We start from the raw sequence: 20,853 nt of genomic DNA on the forward strand, positions 1-20,853 counted from the left end.
TTTCGAAATTGCCTTTTTCTGCGGTTTGCTTAGAAGCTTACTTGTGACGTTCCTTCAGCTTATTCGCGACGTCTTCGAGCGAGAAGCCTTGGTCTTGCAGCAGCACCATCAAGTGGTACATCAGGTCTGCAGACTCATTGATCAGCTCCTCCTTATCGCCCGACGTCGCTGCAAGCGCGACTTCGACGCCTTCTTCGCCCACTTTCTGCGAAATGCGCTTGGTGCCCTTGGCATACAAGGACGCCGTATAAGACGTTGAAGGATCGGATCCTCGACGGGAAGCCAGCACCTGCTCCAATTGATGAAGAAACACCAGAGCAGGTTTGTTTGCGTCGTCTTCTCCCCAGCAGGTTTCAGTGCCGAGGTGACAGGTTGGGCCGATTGGGTCGGCTTGCACCAGCAGGGTGTCTTTGTCACAGTCCACAGCAATGTGCTTGAGACGCAGTACGTTACCGGAGGTTTCGCCTTTGGTCCAAAGACGCTCCTTGGTGCGTGAGAAAAAGGTCACTTGCTCGGTATCGAGCGTTTTGGCCAGCGCGTCCTGATTCATGTAACCCATCATCAGAACCTGTCCGCTCTGTGAATTTTGGACAATAGCAGGTACTAAGCCGTCGACTTTTTCCCAGTCGATGCTTTCAGCGAGCGCCGCGTTTGATTGTGTCTGGCTCATAAGCGGATCTCCACGTCTTGTTGTTTTAAGTATTGTTTCAGTTCACCAATGTTGATGATCTGCTTGTGGAATACAGACGCTGCCAATGCACCGTCAACATTCGCTTTCTTGTAAGCTTCGGCAAAGTGCACCATCTCACCTGCGCCGCCCGAAGCAATTAGTGGAACGTGGCACACTTCGCGGACCATGTTTAATTGCTCAAGGTCGTAGCCGTTGCGCACGCCATCCTGGTTCATCATGTTCAGCACGATTTCACCGGCACCACGCTTTTGCACTTCCTGCACCCAGTCGCGGGTTTCCCATTGGGTTGCTTTGGTGCGGGTTTCGTCACCGGTGAACTGATAAACCTGATACTTGCCTGTGTCTTTGTCGTAGTAGGAATCGATACCGACCACGATACACTGCACGCCAAATTTCTCCGCAAGTTCGGTGATGAGTTCTGGGTTAGCCAATGCAGGGGAGTTGATGGAGATTTTATCTGCACCGAATTCCAGAATACGTTTAGCGTCCTCTGCGGTTTTAATGCCGCCAGCGACACAAAATGGAATGTCGATGACTTCTGCAACACGCGCGACCCAGCTTTTATCGACCACACGGCCATCACTGGACGCAGTGATATCGTAAAACACCAGTTCGTCTGCGCCTTCTGCCGCGTAACGTGCAGCCAGCGGGACGATATCGCCGATGATTTCGTGGTTACGGAACTGAACACCTTTCACCACCTGACCATCGCGAACATCAAGACATGGGATTATCCTTCTTGCCAGCATGCGAATGCCTCCTCTGCAGTGAACTTGCCGTCCAGCAATGCACGGCCCACGATAACGCCTGCGATACCTGTGCCTTTCAGCGCTTCGATGTCGGCCAGTGAGCCGATGCCGCCGGAAGACTGGAACTGAACCTGTGGGTACGCTGCACACAAATCTTTGTATAGATCGACGTTGGAACCTGCCAAGGTGCCGTCACGAGAGATATCAGTACACAGCACGTGCTTGAGACCAACCGTCAGGAAGTCGTCCAGCAGCGCTTCGATGGTCACGCCAGAGTCTTCTTGCCAGCCGGAAACCGCAACCATGCGGTTGCCGTTGCCATCAATGTTGATGTCGAGCGCCAGTACAATTTGCTCTGCGCCGTATTTTTCCATCCAGCCTTTAACCAGCTCAGGTTGCTTAACAGCGGTTGAACCGATGACGACACGTTTTGCGCCGGCACGTAGCAGCTCTACCACGTCGCTTTCCTTGCGCACGCCACCGCCAATTTGGATGTTGGCAGGTGTGCTGGCAATCAGCTTTTCAATCAATGGCAGCTGACGGGCAGACGTATCTTTAGCTCCCGTCAGGTCTACCAAGTGCAGCCAGTTTGCGCCTGCGTTGTGGTAAATCGCGAACTGCTCGCTTGGGTCAACTTTGTATTCGGTAACTTGTCCGTAGTCACCCTGATAGAGACGGACGACCTGCCCATCGATTAAATCCAAAGCGGGAATAATCATCCTTAATTACATCTCCAAAAAGTTCTTAATCAGTTGCGCACCAGCTTTGCTTGAGCGCTCAGGGTGGAATTGCACACCGTAATAGTTGCCACTTTGCACTGCTGCGGTAAACGGCTTGCCGTAGTCGCACTGACCAATGGTGTAATCACCGACTGGCATGGCGTAGCTGTGAACAAAATAGAAGTAGCTGTTTTCTGGAATGTCTTTAAACAGCGGGTGATTGTTCACTGGGGAGACCGTGTTCCAACCCATGTGGGGAAGCGGCAACTCGCCGGTTTCCATCAAGCTAGTGTCCGCATCAACATGGCCGAGGCAGTTCACCTGCTCTTTGCCTTCCTGTGAGGATTTACCCAGAAGCTGCATACCAAGGCATATGCCGAGAAGAGGCTGTTTGACTTCGCGTACCAGCGAAATCAGGTCGCGCTCTTCCAGGTTTTTCATCGCCTCGGACGCGGTGCCGACACCCGGAAGAAAGAGTTTGTCTGCTGCCAGCACAACGTCTGGGTCGCGGCTGATCGTGACATCGTAACCGAGGCGCTCAATCGCAAAACGCACAGAGCTGACGTTCGCACAACCCGTGTCGATGATGACAATCTTTGCATCGCTCATTACAGCACCCCTTTGCTGCTTGGCAGCTCGTTACCTTCTACGCGAATCGCCTGACGCAAAGTGCGGCCATAGGCTTTAAACAGGCTTTCCACGATGTGGTGTGTATTGTCGCCGTCTGATGAAAGGTGGAGGGTACACGCCATGGTGTCAGTCAGTGAGCGGAAGAAGTGCTCGACCATTTCAGTTGAAAGATCGCCAACCTTGTCCTGAGAGAAGGTCGCTTCGAACTTGAGGTAAGGGCGGCCAGACAAATCCAGAGCACATTGCGCCAGACACTCATCCATTGGCAGACTGAAACCGAAACGGCCAATACCGCGTTTGTCACCCAGCGCTTCTTTCAGCGCCTGACCCAGCGCGAGCGCCGTGTCTTCTACTGTGTGGTGATCGTCGATGTGCAGGTCGCCATCAACCGCCACTTCCATACGGAAGCCACCATGGGTCGCAATTTGATCCAGCATGTGGTCGAAGAAACCAAGTCCTGTGCTGATCTTATTGCCGCCAGTTTCATCGAGGTTCACCGTGATACGGATGTCCGTTTCTTTGGTGGTACGGACAACGGTTGCCACTCGAGGGTTGGTGGTCAAATCCTTCAGGATTTGCTGCCAACCCATGGTTTCCGGGTTGTATTGAATACCTCGGATTGCCATGTTTTCAGCAAGCTGCAGGTCGGTCTGACGGTCGCCAATCACGGCAGAGGTTTTGAAGTCCACACGGCCTTGCTGGAGATAGTCTTTAACCAAACCAAGCTTTGGCTTGCGGCAGCTACAATCTTCGTGGTCGAAGTGCGGGCAAATCAAAACGTCAGCAAATTTCACGCCTTGAGATTCGAAAATCTCCATCATCATGTTGTGTGGAGCGTCGAAATCTTCCTGTGGGTAGCTGTCAGTGCCCAGACCATCCTGGTTGGTCACCATCACCAGCTTATAGCCAGCGTCTTGCAGAGCCAGCAGGGCAGGGATCACGAATGGCTCAAGCTTGAGTTTGTCGAGGCGGTCGACCTGAAAATCTACAGGTGGCTCAACAATCAGCGTGCCATCGCGGTCGATAAAGAGGATTTTTTCTTTCACTACAAATTCCTTTTGTTGCGCTCTTTATGCCAGTTGCTGGCGGATAAAGGTCAGGGTCTTTTCACACTCTTCGCGGTTGCCCACGCTGATTCGGATGCATCCTTCAATTGGCGAACGGCGCAAGATAATGCCGTTGTCCCATAGGGCTGAGAACAGGAGATCAGCGTCTGGGAATTTCACCAGCAGGTAGTTGCCGTAGCCATCAAACACTTCCACGCCTGGCAGCATCGCAAGGCCTGCCTGAAGATAGGCACGGTTCGCATTCAGGTCCAGCACTTGATACTTCATTCGGGCAAGGCCTGCTTCACTTAACGCCTGTACCGCGATTTCAGTGACGGGTACTGGCACTGGGTATGGCGCAATCACTTTGGTCATCAATTGAATGATCTGCTGATTCGCCAGCGTGAAGCCACATCGCAAGCCGGCCAAAGCGAAGGCTTTTGACAGAGTACGAAGGATCGCAAGATTTGGGTAGCGTACCAGCAAGTCCACAGTTGAGGCTTCTGGACAGAAGTCGATGTAGGCTTCGTCCATCACTACCAACGCGCGGCCAGCCGTCATTTCCAGTAGCGTTTCAATATCGTCGCGGTTAATCAGATTACCGGTTGGGTTATTTGGGCTACACACAAACACCAGTTTGACGCTATCGAGGTTCTTTTCGATTTCAGGCAGGTTCAATTGCCACTCATCGGTCAGTGGCACTGTTTTGCGTGCAACACCTGTTGTTTCTGCGCTGATGGCATACATGCCGTAAGTCGGTGGGCAGAACAGAATGCTGTCTTCACCGGTTTCACAGAAAGTACGGATCAGCAGTTCGATGCTTTCATCTGCGCCACGAGAGGTCAGGACCTGCTCTGGGCGAACGCCTGCGTAGTCTGCGTAAGCACGGATCAACTCTTCAGGCTGACAGGTGCTGTAGCGGTTCAGGCCAGCACCGTTGATGGTGTATTCGTTGTTAAATGGTGATTCGTTCGCATTCAGCCAAACATCACCAGAGCCGCCCAATCGGCGGGCGGACATGTAAGGGGTCAGTGCCTGAACGTCCTTACGGGCTAATTTCTCAATGTCCATTGCTTCCCCTTTATTATTTTTTGTTATTGAGTTTTTCAACACGAAGGGTCACGGCGTTTCTGTGCGCATCCAGACCTTCAGCGTTGGCCATCGCAACGACAGTAGGGGCCAATGCTTGTAAGCCATCAGATGATAACTCTTGCACTGTCATGCGCTTACTGAAATCGGCAAGGCCAAGGCTTGAGTAGGTGCGGGTGTAGCCGTAAGTTGGCAGCACGTGGTTGGTGCCAGATGCGTAATCGCCAACAGATTCCGGTGACCATGCCCCCAGGAAAACCGAGCCTGCGTTATCCAGCAGTGGCAGCAATTCACGTGGGTTCTTGGTCTGAACAATCAAGTGCTCAGGGCCGTAGTTGTTTGAAATCGCGACACACTGGGTCAGGCTATCTGCAATGATGATGATGCTAGAACCCAGTGCCTGGCTTGCGATGTCAGCACGGCTCAGTACTTTTAGCTGTGCTTTGACGGCGTCAGCCACTTTCTCTGCCAGTACAGGCGATGGTGTGACAAGCACAACCTGAGAATCTGGGCCGTGTTCAGCCTGACTCAGCAAATCTGCAGCAACGAAATCCGCATCAGCATCTTCATCCGCAATCACCAGCACTTCAGAAGGGCCAGCTGGCATATCAATCGCGGCACCTTGGTGGTCATTGCTGACCTGACGCTTAGCTTCGGTAACGAAGGCGTTACCTGGGCCAAAAATCTTATCAACCTTGCTCACTGTTTCAGTGCCGTAAGCCATGGCTGCAACAGCCTGTGCGCCACCGAGGTTGTAGACTTCATCGATGCCACAAAGCTTGGCAACGTAAAGAATTTCATCAGCGATTGGCGGAGGTGAACAAAGTACTACTTTACGGCATCCGGCGATTTGAGAAGGCACACCCAGCATCAATACGGTTGATGGTAGCGGCGCACTGCCACCTGGAATGTAAAGACCAACGCGGTTAATCGGGCGGGTAACCAGCTCACATACCACACCCGGCATAGTTTCTACCGTCAGTGGCTCTGCTTTTTGCGCTTTGTGGAAGCAAGCGATGTTGTCATAAGCCTGTTTGAGTGCTGTTTTGATTTCCTCGCCCAGACGAGCTTCCGCCGCATCGATTTCGCTTTGTGAAACCTGAATATTCTCAGGTACCACTTTATCGAATTTCTCTGTCAGTGCTTTAAGCGCAGCATCACCGCCAGTGCGGACTTGTTTGATCACGCCTTCAACGGCTTCAGTGATTGATGCACTTTCAGAGATAGCAGGGCGCTCAAGCGCTTTTGCCTGCTGTATATCGCTGAGGGATTTCCAAACCACTGTTTTCATGGCTTACTCCATCATCTTCTCGATTGGCAGCACCAGAATGGAGCTCGCACCCAAGGCCTTCAGTTTTTCCATGGTTTCCCAGAACAGGTTCTCGGTACTAACCAGATGAACAGCCACACGTTGTTTGTCGTGTGCAAGAGGCAGGATAGTTGGGTCTTCTGCTCCTGGCAGCAATTCAACCACTTGCTCCAAGGTTTCGCTAGGCGCGTGAAGCATGATGTATTTTGATTCTTTTGCTTGGATAACGCCCTTGATACGGGTCAGCAGGCGTTCGATCAGTGCGGTTTTGTCTGCGTCGAACTCACCCATGCGCTGAATAAGTACCGCTTTAGAGCGGAAGATAACTTCTGCTTCTTTCAGGCCGTTGGCTTCCAGCGTTGCACCTGTAGACACCAAATCACAGATAGCATCCGCAAGACCGGCGCGCGGCGCGACTTCAACAGAACCGTTCAACATACAAGTGCTGAATTTAACGTCTTGTTTGTCGAGGTAATCTTTGAGGATATTTGGATAAGTCGTGGCAATACGCTTGCCAGCCAGATCCTGTGGGCCGTTGTAAGTTTTGTCTTTATCGATAGCAACAGACAGGCGGCAGCCACCAAAGTCGAGACGACGAAGCTTCACATACTCGTTTGGCTCGCCCAGTGCAACGCGCTCTAAACGCACTTCTTCGAGTTCGTTTTCGCCGATAACACCCAAATCAACCACACCATCCATGATGAGGCCTGGGATATCGTCGTCACGTACCAGCAGCAAATCGATTGGCATATTCTCGGCGTGAACGATCAGACGGTCGCCGGAAAAGTTAATTTTCACACCGCAGCGCTTGAGCAGTTCGTGACACTCTTTCGCAAGGCGGCCTTTTTTCTGAATGGCAATTCTTAGACGTTCTGTTTGCATGATCTATTCCCTGTATCTTTTTCGCTATGACGACTTCCCGTTTCCTTAAAGTGTCATCGCAATTTTTTTGAATCCTAAAAGTAAAAACCCCCGGAAGGTTCGCTTCCGGGGGTCTGAATCTTGTGTTCGCTTTGATGACCGGTGGAAGAACCTTACTCCTTGTCTTCCAGTCGAAACCACATCTCCCGAAAGACTAGTCAGGATGATGGTGGTGATGAATGGCCATGAGCGATTTTTGCATATTTTTCTTCTCTAAGTGCTGTAACGATTTAACGTTTGCTTGGCATCAACACTAACAAAATCGATAAAGATTGCAACACATTATTTCGATTAAAAACGACTTAAAAACAACGTTAGCAGTGCTTATTGGAGGGAATGCTTGAAATTGATGGAAATTGAAATGAAAACGCCCAGCTGATTTGCCGGGCGTTTAGTAGGAAACCCCTAATCAAGCGCGAGCATACCGTAGGTGCCAAGTTCTGGCATTCCGCCAACTTGTTGTTTCAATGTCAGGTCGCCATTGGGCTTGATGTCGAAAACCAAAATCGCGCCTTGGTTACCGACTAATTGATAGAGGTGTTTGCCGTCGCGGCTCACTGTCATATCACTGTAAAATGCTGTCTCAGAACTGTCTTTATACGCAACGTCATTCTTTAACGTGACATCGCCTTTTTTACTGACTGAAAACGAACTGATTGAGCTAGAAAGTGCATTTGCAGCCCACAGGGTTTTGCCGTCTGGAGAGAGGGCTACCCAACAGTTGGCAATTTCATCGCCTTCTACATTGCTTCCGGTGAGCACGTCCTGTGATACGGCAGCAATCTGGCCTTTTTTATCCACGGTGTATGTTGAGAGTGAACCCGTTTGCCAGCTATAAAGCGGGCTTTGTACCACTTCACCATTACCCTCTCGGAGCTTGAAGTCTGGTGTCAGGAAGCGTGCTTCCGACATCAGGATGACATCTTTATTGTTGTCACCACGCACATCAAACCCAACTGGAATGGCCTGAAAGCGGGATGCCTCAGCACGGGGACTGTCGATGCTGGAAACTGGGGACTCAGTCAGGTTATCGTTTTCAATACCGAAAACCTTCACTTTTCCTGTGACCAGCTCATTGACGTAAACAAACTCACCATTGGTCGAGAAACTGATCGTAGAAGGGCGGGCTTTTAGGTCGCGTCGGCTGTCTGCCACCACAATCAGTTTGCCATCTTTGATTTGGTACAGCGCGATGGAACCTGAGCCATTGTTGTCACCCACGCTCGCTGCAACAACTAAATCACCGGAAATGTCGACAGAGATAGGGAACAGATCGGATGCTTTCGCCGTGTTTACCAAGGCGAGTTTTCCGCCTTTTTGCCTTTCAGACAGCGCGATGGTGGCGTCACCGGGATTGACCGAGACAATGAGGTCGCCGTCTGCAGAAGCGCGAATGGCATTGGCTGAGATAAGCGGGTCATCGCCATTAGCTAACGGGTGGTCTGGATTTTTCTCAAGAGCAGGGATTTCCAAATCGCCTGTTCCTGTACCGCCGGAAGAATATTCAGCGACCATTGCAAAGGTTCCTTTGGCATCTTTGAAATGGGCGATCGTGTTACCGTCAGCTTTATTGGTAACGACATAGATATCGGTTGCAGCTGAATACGTTGCATAGGTGGAGATAAATAGTGTCGCGATAAGAGATAACTTCTGTTTCATATAAACGTCCTATTTAGAGATGAATCAGCCGAAATTTCATCCTAGGAGGTATTTTTATAAGTTAAATCTGATTTACCGTATTTGATTCGCTTTGAGCGGCATGTGAGTCTTTCGGGCCAAAAAGTAGGAAGTTGGAAGAGAAAAAGTTATGGAATCAGAAACTAGGCGCCGGTAAAAGTCAGCTTTTACAATCAGGTTCAAACATAGATATCGAGTAAACCATCGTTGCTCTTCTTGTTTTCCTCTGTGGTGGTTTCTTTATTGTCGTCGTGGCGTTCTTCTTCCTCAGCGCGCTTTTGTTGCTGTTGCTTGGTCTTATCCTGTTTGACGACGTTACCCACTTTTTGTGGCGAGTAATCTGAGATTTTGGGGAACCAATCCATCGTATTATCCTCATGGTTGCTTCCCCTCTTTATCGGCAATTGCCGTAGTTACTTGATGGTTTTTTAACCGCAGCACTTCTTGTGTTTTTTTCCGCTACCGCATGGGCAGGGGTCATTACGCCCAACTTTCTCAGCCTTCGGGTATTCACCGTCGATGTAATACCAAAGTCTCTCGCCGTCCTTTACTTCGGTGACGAAGCGAGATTTCTCATGCAGGCAATATTGTTTATCAGCGTCTTTGTAATGGGCTTTGAATTCAACGAAACCTTGTTTGCCGTCCTGATCAACTGAGCTTGAAAGCACTTCTAGCATCAACCATTCGCTGTTAACCGAATCAGCGATTGCGTCACGATGTTGCTCCGCGCCACAAGAGGGATGATAGGTTTTCACCACATAATCAACCAGCCCCTTTACGTGAGCAGAATAGCGAGAACGCATCAGCTTTTCTGGATGGTCGGCATTGGCGTGGTTTTGATGGATGGGCTCACAGCATTCGCTGTAAGGTTTTTGGCTGCCACAAGGGCAAAGCGCTGTCGTCATAGCTAGAAACCGCGTTGAATAAATAACGGCGGTATTGTCCAAGTGAGCGTGAAGCGAGTCAAGGTGAAGTGCCGACCCAGACCGCGAAAAAAACGGTCTGGGGAAAGGCGAGAAATCAGAAGGCGTGCAAGTACCAATCGTATTCGAGGGCGGTAACGTGCTGCTCAAACTCTTCAAGCTCTTTTTCTTTGCAGGTGACGAACACGTCTACAAAGTCCGTGCCGAGGAACTGTCGCATTGCATCAGAGGAAGAAAGCTCTCTCAATGCGTCGCGCAGGTTGGTAGGCAGTGGCTCGTTATCCAAGTCGTAAGCATTACCGACTACAGGTTCGGAAGGTTCGATTTTGTTGTCAATGCCATACATGATGGATGCCAGCAAAGCTGCCATCATCAGGTAAGGGTTGGCATCTGTACCTGCCACACGGTGTTCGATGCGCGTCGCAGCGGGTACGTCCCCCGGAATGCGAAGGGCAGTGGTGCGGTTTTCTATCCCCCAAGTTGCAGCATTCGGCACATAAAAATCAGGCGCGAACCGTCGGTAAGAGTTGATGTTTGGACACATGATTGCCAAGTACTGTGGCATCAGCGCTAACATTCCTCCCAACGCGTAACGAAGCATATCTGTCATCTCACCTTCAGCTTCTGGCTCGAACACATTGTTGCCATCGTCATCGAGAAGGCTGATGTGCAGGTGCATGCCATTGCCCGCTTGATCAGCATAAGGCTTTGCCATAAAGGTAGTGTCGAGATCATTATCATGAGCGACTTGCTTGATAACACGCTTAAGTAGGATGGAATGATCACAGGCAGCGAGCGCATCATCAGTATGCTTGAGGTTAATTTCAAACTGGCCAGGCGCAGATTCCGCAACAATGGTGTCTGCAGGCAAACCTTGTTCGCGGGCGGCTTCGATGATTTGAGTAAGAAGCTCTGCGTATTCATCCAGTTCATCGAGTGAATAAACCTGGGTATTTTCAGGTCGCTTGCCAGTGATCGGCGAAACAGGAGGAAGAGGAGCGTTGCCGGGCACCTTGCTGTCAATCAGGTAGAACTCTAGCTCGTAAGCCGAAACGGGTGTCAGTCCGCGGGCTTTAAACTGGCGGACAATGCGGCGTAAGATCATCCGCGGATCAGCGAAGAGTGGCGTTTCCCTGTCTTCATACATTTCCAGCATCAGCTGCGCGATGGGGCGTTTTTGCCAAGGCTGGCGGGTGAGTGAACCTGCTACTGGGTAACAAATCGCATCAGACTCGCCGATTTCTAGCCCAAGCCCCGTTTCTTCAACTGGTGTCCCTTTGATATTCATACCGTAGATGGAGATGGGTAAGGCTATGCCGTTTTCATAGGCTTTTTGCAGCTTATCTTTCTCTACACGTTTGCCACGCACGATGCCATTCATGTCGAGCAAGAGCAGGTCGACGAACTCTATATCCGGGTTCTGTTCAAGAAATTCAATGGCTTCGTTTGCATCTGGCAATTGTGCATCTTCAGACGTAAACATTTCCCTGTCTGTTTGATATCGCATGAAACACCTACCTGAGTGTAAATTATATCAATCACCTCTATGTGTGGTTCTGAGTGAATAGTAAAGCCTTGATTATGTCAACAGCGTTTCACATCACAAAACCTCTGTTTTTACTGCAAATCAATACGATAAGCCTCGAAACTTCATGGGTTTAATAATGTTAATGAAATGATAAATAATTCGTGCGATTTTGTTGTGTGTGTCACTTGCGTAATTTATTTTTAACGTGTAGCGTGAAAAAAAACGAACGCATAGCATACTGATAGTAGATAGCGATTTGCTTTGCGATTCGGTAGTCAATGCAGAGGAAGATATGGAAGACTCAACTATCCCAATGATTGGCGTGACAGGGTGTACGACTCAGATTGGGTTACATCCTTTCCATATTGTTGGCGATAAGTACGTCAGGAGTGTGGCGGACACTTTTGGGGGGTGCCCAATGGTGATCCCTGCGTTGGGCAAAGCTTTGCCCATAAAACGCGTTTTAGCTTCACTCGACGGGATACTCTTCACAGGATCTCCATCAAACATTGAGCCTCACCATTATCAAGGGTCACCGAGCGAAGCGGGCACAGATCATGACCCTGCCCGGGACGCCACCACCATACCCCTCCTTGCATTAGCCATAGAAATGGGCGTCCCCGTTTTAGCGATTTGCCGCGGCTTTCAGGAAATGAACGTGGTCATGGGGGGAAGCCTGCATCAAAAACTTCATGAGGTGGGCGGATTTATCGAACACCGCGAAGACAAAACCGCTGCTGTAGATATTCAATACGGCATTTCTCACACCGTAAACATCGAACCCGGGGGGCTTCTCTACGAGGCTTGGGGTCGCACCTCTGCTGACGTGAACTCTGTCCATACCCAGGGCATAGACAGATTAGGCAAAGGACTGCGACCAGAAGCGTACGCCCCGGACGGACTGATAGAGGCAGTCTCTGTCATCGATGCAAAAAACTTCGCCTTAGGAGTTCAGTGGCATCCTGAGTGGAAAGTCACAAAAAATCCTTTTTATTCAGCTATCTTCGATATGTTTGGGGAAGCCTGCCGAATAAGGGCGAATCAGCGTGAGAAAGAATATGGACAAGCTTAAGAAGTGGTTGAAAGAAAACGAGATTACGGAAGTTGAGTGCGTTGTCAGTGACTTATCCGGCATTGCTCGCGGAAAGATCGCACCTGTCGATAAGTTCATTAACGAAGGCGAAATGCGTCTGCCAGAGAGTGTTTTACTGCAAACAGTCACGGGCGACTATGTTGATGATGACATCTATTACGCCTTGCTGGATGAGGCAGACATTGACTTCATCTGTAAGCCGGATGAAGACGCCGTCTATCTGCTTCCATGGACGATTGAGAAAACTGCCCAAATCATTCATGACACCTTCGACAAAATGGGGAACCCCATTGAACTGACACCGCGTAACGTGTTGAAGAAGGTGCTGAAGCTCTACGAAGAGAAGGGTTGGAAACCGGTTGTTGCACCGGAAATGGAGTTTTATCTGACTGCTCGGTGTGAAGATCCTGACTTACCGCTTGAGCCGCCGATTGGCCGTTCTGGACGCATGGAGACAGGTCGCCAGTCTTTTTCTATTGATGCTGCCAACGAATTCGATCCGCTGTTTGAAGACATGTACGAATGGTGTGAAACGCAAGGGCTCGCCATTGATACTTTGATCCACGAAGAAGGCGTCGCTCAGATGGAAATCAACTTCCGTCATGGCGATCCTTTGGTGCTGGCAGATCAGGTGTTCCTGTTCAAGCGCACGCTGCGTGAAGCCGCGCTCAAGCATCAGGTGGTGGCGACCTTTATGTCTAAGCCAATTACTGATGAGCCGGGCAGTGCGATGCACCTTCACCAGAGCATCGTTGATGTGAAAACCGGTAAAAACATTTTCACCAATGAAGACGGTACCAGCTCATCACTCTTTTATGGGCATATTGCTGGCCTTCAGCAGTTCATTCCGGAAATGCTTCCTATGTTCGCCCCGAACGTAAACTCATTCCGTCGCTTCCTGCCAGATACCTCAGCACCGGTAAATGTGGAGTGGGGCGAAGAAAACCGCACTTGTGGCTTGCGTGTGCCGAGCTGTTCTCCTCAGGCGCGTCGTGTAGAAAACCGATTGCCGGGGGCGGATGCTAACTGTTACCTCGCTATTGCCGCCAGTCTTTTGTGTGGTTACATCGGTATGGAGCGTGGTTTGAAACCAACGCCTCCTGTACAGGGACGTGGCTATGAGCTGCGCAGCCCGGCGCTGCCTTACACCTTAGAAGGCGCGTTGGAGCGCATGGAACAGTGTGATGAGGTCGCAGAGTATTTGGGGGAATCCTTTGCTCGTGGCTACATCGCGGTGAAGCGCAAAGAGCAGGAGAACTTCAAACGTGTCATCAGTTCCTGGGAGCGGGAGTTCCTGTTGCTCACTGTTTAATGTGAAGACGGTCAGACTCGTTTAGTCATTGTTTTACAAGGGAGACAACCAAGACGGTTGCCAATGTTTCAAACTTCAAGGATGTGGAGGTCAGAATGACACACGTCGTACAACACCCAGATACCCAAACGCTACAGGCATTGGATAATGCGCATTATCTTCACCCATTCAGCGATCATAAAACGCTGAGGGAAAAGGGAGCGCGTATGATTGTTCGCGCCCAGGGCGTGTATATCTGGGACAGTGACGGCAACCGTATTCTTGATGGTATGGCTGGACTATGGTGCACCAACATTGGTTATGGCGAGAAACGTCTGGCTGATGCTGCCCACAAGCAAATGCTGGAATTGCCTTATTACAACAGCTTTTTCCAGTGTGCCCATCCACCTGTGGTTGAGTTGGCTAAAGAGATTGCTGAACTCGCACCGGATCACATGAATCAAGTGTTCTTTACTGGCTCAGGTTCAGAATCCAATGACACGGTTCTGCGTATGGTTCGCCATTACTGGACGCTGAAAGGTCAGCCGGAAAAATTCACCATCATCGGCCGCCATAACGGTTACCACGGCTCCACGGTTGCAGGAGCAAGCTTGGGCGGCATGAAAGCCATGCACAAGCAAGGCGGCCTTCCAATTCCAGGTATTCACCATATTCCGCAGCCTTATTGGTTTGGTGAGGGTGGGGACTTAACGCCTGAAGAATTTGGGGTGAAAGCGGCACAGGAATTGGAAAAAGCCATTCTGGAAATTGGCGAAGACAAGGTTGCGGCCTTTATCGCTGAGCCTGTTCAAGGGGCGGGTGGCGTTGTCATTCCACCGTCGACGTATTGGCCGGAAATTAACCGTATTCTGGCGAAGTACGACATCCTGATGATTGCTGATGAAGTGATTTGTGGTTTTGGCCGCACCGGTGAATGGTTCGGTAGCCAGACTTTTGATATCAAACCTGATTTTATGCCGATTGCGAAGGGCATGACTTCCGGATATATCCCAATGGGGGGTGTGATTGTCAGCGACCGTGTCGCCAATGCTTTTGAAGAAAAAGGCGGTGATTTCAATCACGGATACACCTACTCCGGTCATCCGGTAGCAGCAGCGGTTGCACTGGAAAACCTCAAAGTGATGAAAGAGAAAAATCTGGTTCAGTATGTGAAGGAAGATATTGGGCCTTACCTGCAATCCCAATGGCAAACGTTGGCCGAGCACCCGCTGGTTGGCGAAGCGCGCGGTGTTGGGCTGGTGGCGGCGATTGAATTGGTGCAAGACAAAGCAACCCGCAAACGCTTTGATGAAGAAGTCGGCATTGGCGAAGTTTGCCGTGATATCAGCGTGGAAAACGGCCTTGTGATGCGTGCGTGTGGAGACACCATGATCATCAGCCCGCCTTTAGTTATTACCCGTACCGAGGTGGATGAACTGATCCACAAGGCCAAGCTGGCATTGGATTTAACGCTGCAGGCACTTAAGGACAAGGGCGCGCTTTAGCCCGGAAAGAATTGAAATTCTGTCGGCACTCAAGGTCTACAGACCCTGATGCTGGCAAACCATCAAAACCAGAGTCAAAGATTGGTTCTGGTTTGGACATTGGAATGTAGTAACGACCTCGATAGGACTCGGGTCAAAAGGAGAAAACATGAAGATGGTAATCCGCAACAAAGTTTCTGCCGTCGTGTTGGCAGGATTGATGGTTTCAACCGGGCTACAGGCTGAAGAAATCCTTCGAATTTACAACTGGAGTGACTATATCGCGGAAGACACGATAGAAAACTTCGAGAAAGAGACCGGCATCAAGGTCACCTACGATGTGTATGACAGCAACGACGTTTTGGAAGCAAAGCTGCTTTCCGGTAACTCTGGCTACGATCTCGTTGTTCCGTCAAATAACTTCCTCGCCAAACAAATCAAAGCGGGTGCTTTCCAGCCGTTGGATAAGAGTCTTTTGACCAACAGTGGCAATCTGGATCCAAAACTGATGAAGCGCTTGGAAATGGCCGATCCGGGTAACCAATACGCCATCCCTTACATGTGGGGCACGAATGGCATTGGCTACAACGTCGATAAAGTGAAAGAGCGTCTGGGCGACGATATTCCAGAAAACAAACTCGATTTGCTGCTGGACCCTAAATATGCCGCAAAGCTTAAAGATTGCGGCATTGCAGTCGTGGATTCTGCAGATGAGGTAATGCCTCAGGTGCTGCAATACATCGGCAAAGACCCTAACTCCACCAAGAAAGGTGATTACAAAGAAGCTGGGGAAGTGCTGGCGAAAATCCGTCCTTACGTGACTTACTTCCATTCCTCCCGCTACATCACAGACCTTGCCAATGGCGATATCTGTCTAGCTTATGGCTTCTCTGGTGACATCTTCCAGGCTGCATACCGTGCAGAAGAAGCGGGTAACGGTCAGGTGATTGACTACTCCATTCCAAGCAAAGGCGCGCAGCTTTGGTTCGACATGATGGCAATACCGGCAGACGCCAAAAATGCCAAAAACGCCCATGCATTTATGAATTACATTCTGCGTCCAGAAGTGATCGCACCAATCACTGACTACGTGGCGTATGCAAACCCGAACCCAGCTTCCAACAAGCTGGTGGATCCGGAAGTGCTCAACAACCCGTCTATTTACCCTCCTCAAGAAGTGATGGACAAACTCTTTGTCTCTGAAGTGCTTCCACTGAAAATCAGCCGCACGTCCAACCGAACCTGGACGCGCATGAAAACTGGCCAGTAATGGCTTCGTCAGGGAGCTGAAATGTCAGCTCCCTGTTTTCGTGTGTTCCGGGGTAGTCACAGGGAGGATGAGATGGTGACCAGCAACCCTAATGGCAATGGCGCGAAGAAGCCGGAGCTATTGAGAATCGACCGTGTCAGTAAGCTGTTCGGGGATGTCCGCGCGGTAGATGATGTTTCCTTAACGATTGAGAAAGGTGAGATTTTTTCTTTACTCGGTGGTTCCGGTTCCGGGAAATCTACCTTGCTTCGTATGTTGGCGGGTTTCGAAACCCCGTCGAGCGGACGCATCTATCTCGATGGGGAAGACATTACCGATATGGCGCCCTATGACAGACCCATCAACATGATGTTTCAGTCTTACGCTTTGTTTCCGCACATGACGGTTGAACAGAATATTGCGTTTGGTCTGAAGCAGGACAAGCTCAAGAAAGCCGATATTCAGGATCGGGTCAAAGAGATGCTGAAGCTGGTGCACATGGAGCAATACGCCAAACGCAAGCCGCATCAGCTATCAGGTGGTCAACGCCAACGTGTTGCGTTGGCAAGATCGCTGGCTAAACGCCCGAAACTCTTGCTGCTTGATGAGCCGATGGGCGCATTGGATAAGAAGCTTCGTAACCAGATGCAGTTGGAAGTCGTAGATATTCTGGAGCGTGTTGGCGTGACCTGTGTGATGGTAACCCACGATCAGGAAGAGGCCATGACGATGGCAGGGCGCATTGCCATCATGCATGAAGGCTGGATTGCCCAAACTGGCACACCCACAGATATTTACGAGTCGCCAAACAGCTGCATGATTGCCGAATTCATTGGTTCGGTGAACCTGTTTGAAGGCGAAATCGTGGTGGATGAAACCGATCACTGTGTCATTTCGTCCAGCGACACAGTGCAACAAATCTACGTGGGGCACGGTGTGGCAACCAACGTGGAAGACAGAAAAGTGTGGTTAGCAGTTCGCCCTGAAAAAGCTTTTATTAGCCGAGAGCAACCGGACGGTGAATATAATTGGTCGAAGGGCACAGTACATGACATCGCCTACCTTGGTGGTACTTCCATGTACTACGTGAAGTTACCGAGCAACAAAGTGGTGATGTGCAGTATGGCCAATGTTTCCCGCCATCAGGATCGCCCCACTTGGGATGACGAGGTGTTCATCAGCTGGGAGGCCACCGGTGGTGTGGTATTACGCGTATGACGACCTTGACGAACTCCCAGACGAAAACGCCAGCACCAAGCAAAGCGCCGCACAAAAATAAGATGTTGTTTCCCAAGGGACGACACATCACCATGGGTATTCCTTACCTCTGGCTGCTGCTCTTTTTTGCTGTGCCATTCCTTATCGTTTTCAAAATCAGTTTTTCGATGGCGGCGTTGGCAATCCCTCCTTACGAAGCCATTGTCGCTTATGTTGATGAAGTCATCGAAATTACCCTGAATCTCGAGAACTATTTGCGGATTCTGGATGATGACCTCTACTACCTTGCCTATCTGAGCTCGGTAAAAATCGCCTTTGTATCAACGCTAGGCTGTTTGCTTTTAGGTTACCCCATGGCGTATGCGATTGCCCGCGCGCCAGCGAGAATGCAAACGGTGCTTTTGCTGCTGATCATGCTGCCATCCTGGACCTCATTTTTGATCCGTGTGTATGCCTGGATGGGCCTACTTAGCAACACAGGGATCATTAACAACACCTTGATGTGGCTGGGTGTGATATCCGATCCGATTCAGATCTTGAACACCAACACCGCAGTGTATATCGGCATTGTGTATACCTACCTGCCATTTATGGTGCTTCCGTTATACGCCAATCTGGTGAAGCTGGATGGAAGCTTGCTGGAAGCCGCGGCAGATCTAGGCTCGCGCAACTTCAACACCTTCTGGAAAGTGACCTTACCGCTGTCGAAAGGCGGCATTATCGCAGGATCTATGCTGGTGTTTATTCCCGTGGTGGGTGAAGTAGTGATCCCTGAACTTCTGGGCGGTCCTGAAACCTTGATGATCGGCAAAGTGTTGTGGCAGGAATTCTTCAATAACCGTGACTGGCCCGTTGCCTCAGCATTGGCGATTGTGATGCTGCTTTTGCTCATCATCCCTATCACGCTATTCCACCATTATCAATCCAAGGACATGGAGGCTGACCGATGAAACGCTGGCAATTTTCGACGGTCATGCTCTGGGTAGGTTTGGTTTTCCTTTACCTGCCCATGCTGATCCTGGTGATTTACTCTTTTAATGCTTCTAAGCTGGTCACCGTCTGGGGTGGGTTCTCACCCAAATGGTATGCCGAGCTGTTCAAAGACGAGCAAATCCTGCAGGCGGTTTGGACCAGCCTTCGCATTGCGTTCTATAGCTCTACCATGGCGGTGATCATCGGCACGTTAGCAGCCTTTGTGATGACGCGGTTCCGACGTTCATGGGGACGGTTAACACTCTCCAATATGATCACCGCACCGCTTGTCATGCCGGATGTGATTATAGGTCTGTCCTTGCTGCTTCTGTTTGTGCAGATGGGGGAACTGTTTGGTTGGCCTGCCGAGCGAGGCATGACCACGGTGTGGATTGCGCACTCTACTTTCTGTGCTGCTTATGTCGCAGTGGTGGTCTCTTCAAGACTAAGGGAACTGGATTTCTCGATTGAAGAGGCAGGTATGGATTTGGGTGCAACACCGTTCAAAGTCTTCTTTGTGATCACAGTCCCCATGATTGCCCCGGCGCTGGTGGCGGGATGGCTTCTGAGCTTCAGTCTTTCCCTTGATGATCTGGTTATCGCGAGCTTCGTCTCTGGGCCAGGTTCTACCACGTTGCCTATGGTGGTCTTTTCTTCTGTCAGGCTTGGGGTTTCACCGAAAATCAATGCACTTGCCACCATCATCATTTTGGTTGTGTCGCTGTTTGCGTTTTTGTCCTGGTACGTGGCGCGTCGCGCAGAGCAAAAATCGCTGGAAGACATGAAGCGCCTTAACCAAGAGCTTCAGGAATAGGATTGTCATCATGGAACAAGTCAGTTCGATTCAGAACCAACAAAATCAGTCACAACACACCAGACAGGAAGCCAGTCAGGCTCATGCACCTTCTTATTACGCTGCATCAGCCAATCCTTCTCCGATGCGAGAAGTGCTGAATGCAGAAATCACGACTGATATTTGCATTGTCGGAGCTGGTTATACGGGTCTTTCATCAGCGCTGCATTTGCTTGAAGCGGGTTTTAACGTCGTGGTGTTGGAAGCGGCCAAAGTCGGGTGGGGCGCTTCTGGCCGTAATGGCGGGCAGATTGTGAATAGCTTCAGCCGTGACATTGATGTGATTGAGAAGACCGTCGGTAAGGAAAAAATTGGTCTTTTTGGTGAAATGGCTTTTGAAGGCGGGAAGATCATCCGTGAGCGCGTTGAGAAATACAACATCCACTGTGATCTGAAAAACGGCGGTGTGTTTGCTGCGTTGAATGACAAGCAAATGCAGGAGCTGGAACATCAAAAGGCGCTGTGGGAAAAATACGGCAATACCCAACTCGAAATGCTGAATGACAGCGACATCCGTTGTGTGGTGGATACGGAGAGCTATGTTGGCGGATTGCTGGATAAATCTGGCGGGCATATCCACCCACTTAACCTTGCGCTGGGAGAAGCCGCTGCGGTTGAAAGTTTGGGTGGGAAAATCTACGAACATTCGCCAGTGGTGAACATTGAGCGCGGCGAACCGGCAAAAGTGATAACAGAGCAGGGCTCTGTCACCGCCTCTTTCGTTATCGTGGCAGGCAATGCTTACCTCGGTAACCTGATGCCAGAGCTTCGTGCCAAGTCTATGCCCTGTGGAACACAGGTGATTGCCACTGAGCCACTGACCGATCAGCAGGCGAAAAGTTTGCTGCCGCAGGATTACTGCGTGGAGGACTGTAACTATCTTCTTGATTACTTCCGGCTGTCTGGCGATAGAAGGCTGATCTATGGCGGTGGTGTCGTTTACGGTGCGCGGGATCCGGCTGATATAGACGCTATTATCTGCCCAAAGATGCTGAATACCTTTCCGCAGCTTAGCGGTGTGAAAATTGATTACCGCTGGACGGGTAATTTCCTGCTGACCCTATCGCGCTTACCGCAAGTGGGACGTATCGGTAACAATATCTATTACTCACAAGGCTGCAGTGGTCACGGTGTCACTTATACCCATCTGGCAGGCAGATTGATGTCGGAAGTGCTGAAAGGGCAGGCGGAGCGATTTGATGCTTTTGCCAACCTACCGCACTTACCGTTCCCCGGTGGACACATGCTGAGTGTACCGTTTTCGGCCCTGGGGGCATGGTATTACTCAGTCAGGGACAAGTTCGGTATTTAATACCAATCGTAGTAAATATCTGCTCATCCTAGCTTGTTAAAATGCTCGATAACTGCGTTGGAAAATTTGATTGTAGAATAACTGCTTATCGAAATTTTC

20 protein-coding genes and 1 other annotated feature are annotated in these 20,853 nt (G+C 50.3%); of the genes, 8 read left to right on the forward strand and 12 right to left on the reverse strand.

Going from position 1 to position 20,853, the window contains the following annotated elements:
* Positions 1-37: 37 nt before the first annotated feature.
* From hisIE to RN22_RS16360, 12 genes are all read right to left on the reverse strand, one after another.
* On the reverse strand, positions 38-670 hold the full coding sequence (gene hisIE / locus RN22_RS16305) for a bifunctional phosphoribosyl-AMP cyclohydrolase/phosphoribosyl-ATP diphosphatase HisIE (RefSeq protein ID WP_046305797.1): 633 nt from the start codon (positions 668-670) through the stop codon (positions 38-40).
* On the reverse strand, positions 667-1,440 hold the full coding sequence (gene hisF / locus RN22_RS16310) for an imidazole glycerol phosphate synthase subunit HisF (protein WP_046305799.1): 774 nt from the start codon (positions 1,438-1,440) through the stop codon (positions 667-669). The genes hisIE and hisF overlap by 4 nt, the downstream gene beginning before the upstream one ends.
* Positions 1,422-2,159, reverse strand: a complete 738-nt coding sequence (hisA, locus tag RN22_RS16315) for a 1-(5-phosphoribosyl)-5-[(5-phosphoribosylamino)methylideneamino]imidazole-4-carboxamide isomerase (RefSeq protein ID WP_046305800.1) — start codon at positions 2,157-2,159, stop codon at positions 1,422-1,424. The genes hisF and hisA overlap by 19 nt, the downstream gene beginning before the upstream one ends.
* Before the next feature lie 6 nt (positions 2,160-2,165).
* Positions 2,166-2,768 carry an imidazole glycerol phosphate synthase subunit HisH gene (gene hisH, locus RN22_RS16320; RefSeq protein WP_046305802.1) on the reverse strand — a complete coding sequence of 201 codons (603 nt, stop codon included), beginning with the start codon at positions 2,766-2,768 and terminating at the stop codon, positions 2,166-2,168.
* On the reverse strand, positions 2,768-3,835 hold the full coding sequence (hisB, locus tag RN22_RS16325) for a bifunctional histidinol-phosphatase/imidazoleglycerol-phosphate dehydratase HisB (RefSeq protein WP_046305804.1): 1,068 nt from the start codon (positions 3,833-3,835) through the stop codon (positions 2,768-2,770). Before hisB ends, hisH begins: the two co-directional genes overlap by 1 nt.
* 24 nt (positions 3,836-3,859) lie before the next feature.
* The gene (hisC, locus tag RN22_RS16330; RefSeq protein ID WP_156168218.1) at positions 3,860-4,900 is read right to left on the reverse strand and encodes a histidinol-phosphate transaminase; all 1,041 of its coding nucleotides are present in this window, start codon (positions 4,898-4,900) and stop codon (positions 3,860-3,862) included.
* A gap of 19 nt (positions 4,901-4,919) precedes the next feature.
* Positions 4,920-6,215 carry a histidinol dehydrogenase gene (gene hisD, locus RN22_RS16335; protein WP_046305808.1) on the reverse strand — a complete coding sequence of 432 codons (1,296 nt, stop codon included), beginning with the start codon at positions 6,213-6,215 and terminating at the stop codon, positions 4,920-4,922.
* Between the two features lie 3 nt (positions 6,216-6,218).
* Complete coding sequence (hisG, locus tag RN22_RS16340) at positions 6,219-7,115, reverse strand: ATP phosphoribosyltransferase (RefSeq protein WP_002542155.1); 897 nt, start codon at positions 7,113-7,115, stop codon at positions 6,219-6,221.
* A gap of 78 nt (positions 7,116-7,193) precedes the next feature.
* Positions 7,194-7,333: a sequence feature (His leader region), on the reverse strand.
* A gap of 226 nt (positions 7,334-7,559) precedes the next feature.
* A complete protein-coding gene (locus RN22_RS16345) occupies positions 7,560-8,813 on the reverse strand; it encodes a beta-propeller fold lactonase family protein (RefSeq protein ID WP_046305810.1) in 1,254 nt (417 codons plus the stop codon).
* A 197-nt stretch (positions 8,814-9,010) separates the two neighbouring features.
* Positions 9,011-9,196: a hypothetical protein gene (locus RN22_RS16350; RefSeq protein WP_046305812.1), complete on the reverse strand. Its 186-nt coding sequence runs from the start codon at positions 9,194-9,196 to the stop codon at positions 9,011-9,013.
* A gap of 63 nt (positions 9,197-9,259) precedes the next feature.
* Positions 9,260-9,736: a YchJ family metal-binding protein gene (locus RN22_RS16355; protein ID WP_046305814.1), complete on the reverse strand. Its 477-nt coding sequence runs from the start codon at positions 9,734-9,736 to the stop codon at positions 9,260-9,262.
* A gap of 115 nt (positions 9,737-9,851) precedes the next feature.
* Entirely contained in the window at positions 9,852-11,261 is a 1,410-nt protein-coding gene (locus RN22_RS16360; RefSeq protein WP_002542160.1) for a glutamine synthetase family protein, read from the reverse strand.
* A gap of 313 nt (positions 11,262-11,574) precedes the next feature.
* Here RN22_RS16360 and RN22_RS16365 point away from each other — a divergent pair, with 313 nt between their 5' ends.
* The 8 genes from RN22_RS16365 (at position 11,575) to RN22_RS16400 (ending at position 20,754) form a co-directional block, all read left to right on the forward strand.
* Positions 11,575-12,354, forward strand: a complete 780-nt coding sequence (locus RN22_RS16365) for a gamma-glutamyl-gamma-aminobutyrate hydrolase family protein (RefSeq protein WP_046305816.1) — start codon at positions 11,575-11,577, stop codon at positions 12,352-12,354.
* Complete coding sequence (locus tag RN22_RS16370) at positions 12,341-13,687, forward strand: glutamine synthetase family protein (protein ID WP_046305818.1); 1,347 nt, start codon at positions 12,341-12,343, stop codon at positions 13,685-13,687. The genes RN22_RS16365 and RN22_RS16370 overlap by 14 nt, the downstream gene beginning before the upstream one ends.
* 95 nt (positions 13,688-13,782) lie before the next feature.
* Complete coding sequence (locus tag RN22_RS16375; protein WP_046305820.1) at positions 13,783-15,171, forward strand: aspartate aminotransferase family protein; 1,389 nt, start codon at positions 13,783-13,785, stop codon at positions 15,169-15,171.
* A gap of 148 nt (positions 15,172-15,319) precedes the next feature.
* Positions 15,320-16,420, forward strand: a complete 1,101-nt coding sequence (locus RN22_RS16380) for a polyamine ABC transporter substrate-binding protein (RefSeq protein WP_046305822.1) — start codon at positions 15,320-15,322, stop codon at positions 16,418-16,420.
* 72 nt (positions 16,421-16,492) lie between these two features.
* On the forward strand, positions 16,493-17,617 hold the full coding sequence (locus RN22_RS16385; RefSeq protein WP_046305824.1) for an ABC transporter ATP-binding protein: 1,125 nt from the start codon (positions 16,493-16,495) through the stop codon (positions 17,615-17,617).
* Positions 17,618-17,709: 92 nt separating this feature from the next.
* On the forward strand, positions 17,710-18,567 hold the full coding sequence (locus RN22_RS16390; protein WP_002542170.1) for an ABC transporter permease subunit: 858 nt from the start codon (positions 17,710-17,712) through the stop codon (positions 18,565-18,567).
* Positions 18,564-19,403 carry an ABC transporter permease subunit gene (locus RN22_RS16395; protein WP_002542171.1) on the forward strand — a complete coding sequence of 280 codons (840 nt, stop codon included), beginning with the start codon at positions 18,564-18,566 and terminating at the stop codon, positions 19,401-19,403. Before RN22_RS16390 ends, RN22_RS16395 begins: the two co-directional genes overlap by 4 nt.
* A 124-nt stretch (positions 19,404-19,527) precedes the next feature.
* Positions 19,528-20,754 (forward strand): FAD-binding oxidoreductase, encoded by a 1,227-nt coding sequence (locus tag RN22_RS16400; RefSeq protein WP_156168219.1) that lies wholly within the window; start codon positions 19,528-19,530, stop codon positions 20,752-20,754.
* Positions 20,755-20,853: the final 99 nt, after the last annotated feature.

It is taken from the genome of Grimontia sp. AD028 (assembly GCF_000973155.1).
GTDB classification, from domain to species: domain Bacteria; phylum Pseudomonadota; class Gammaproteobacteria; order Enterobacterales; family Vibrionaceae; genus Enterovibrio; species Enterovibrio indicus.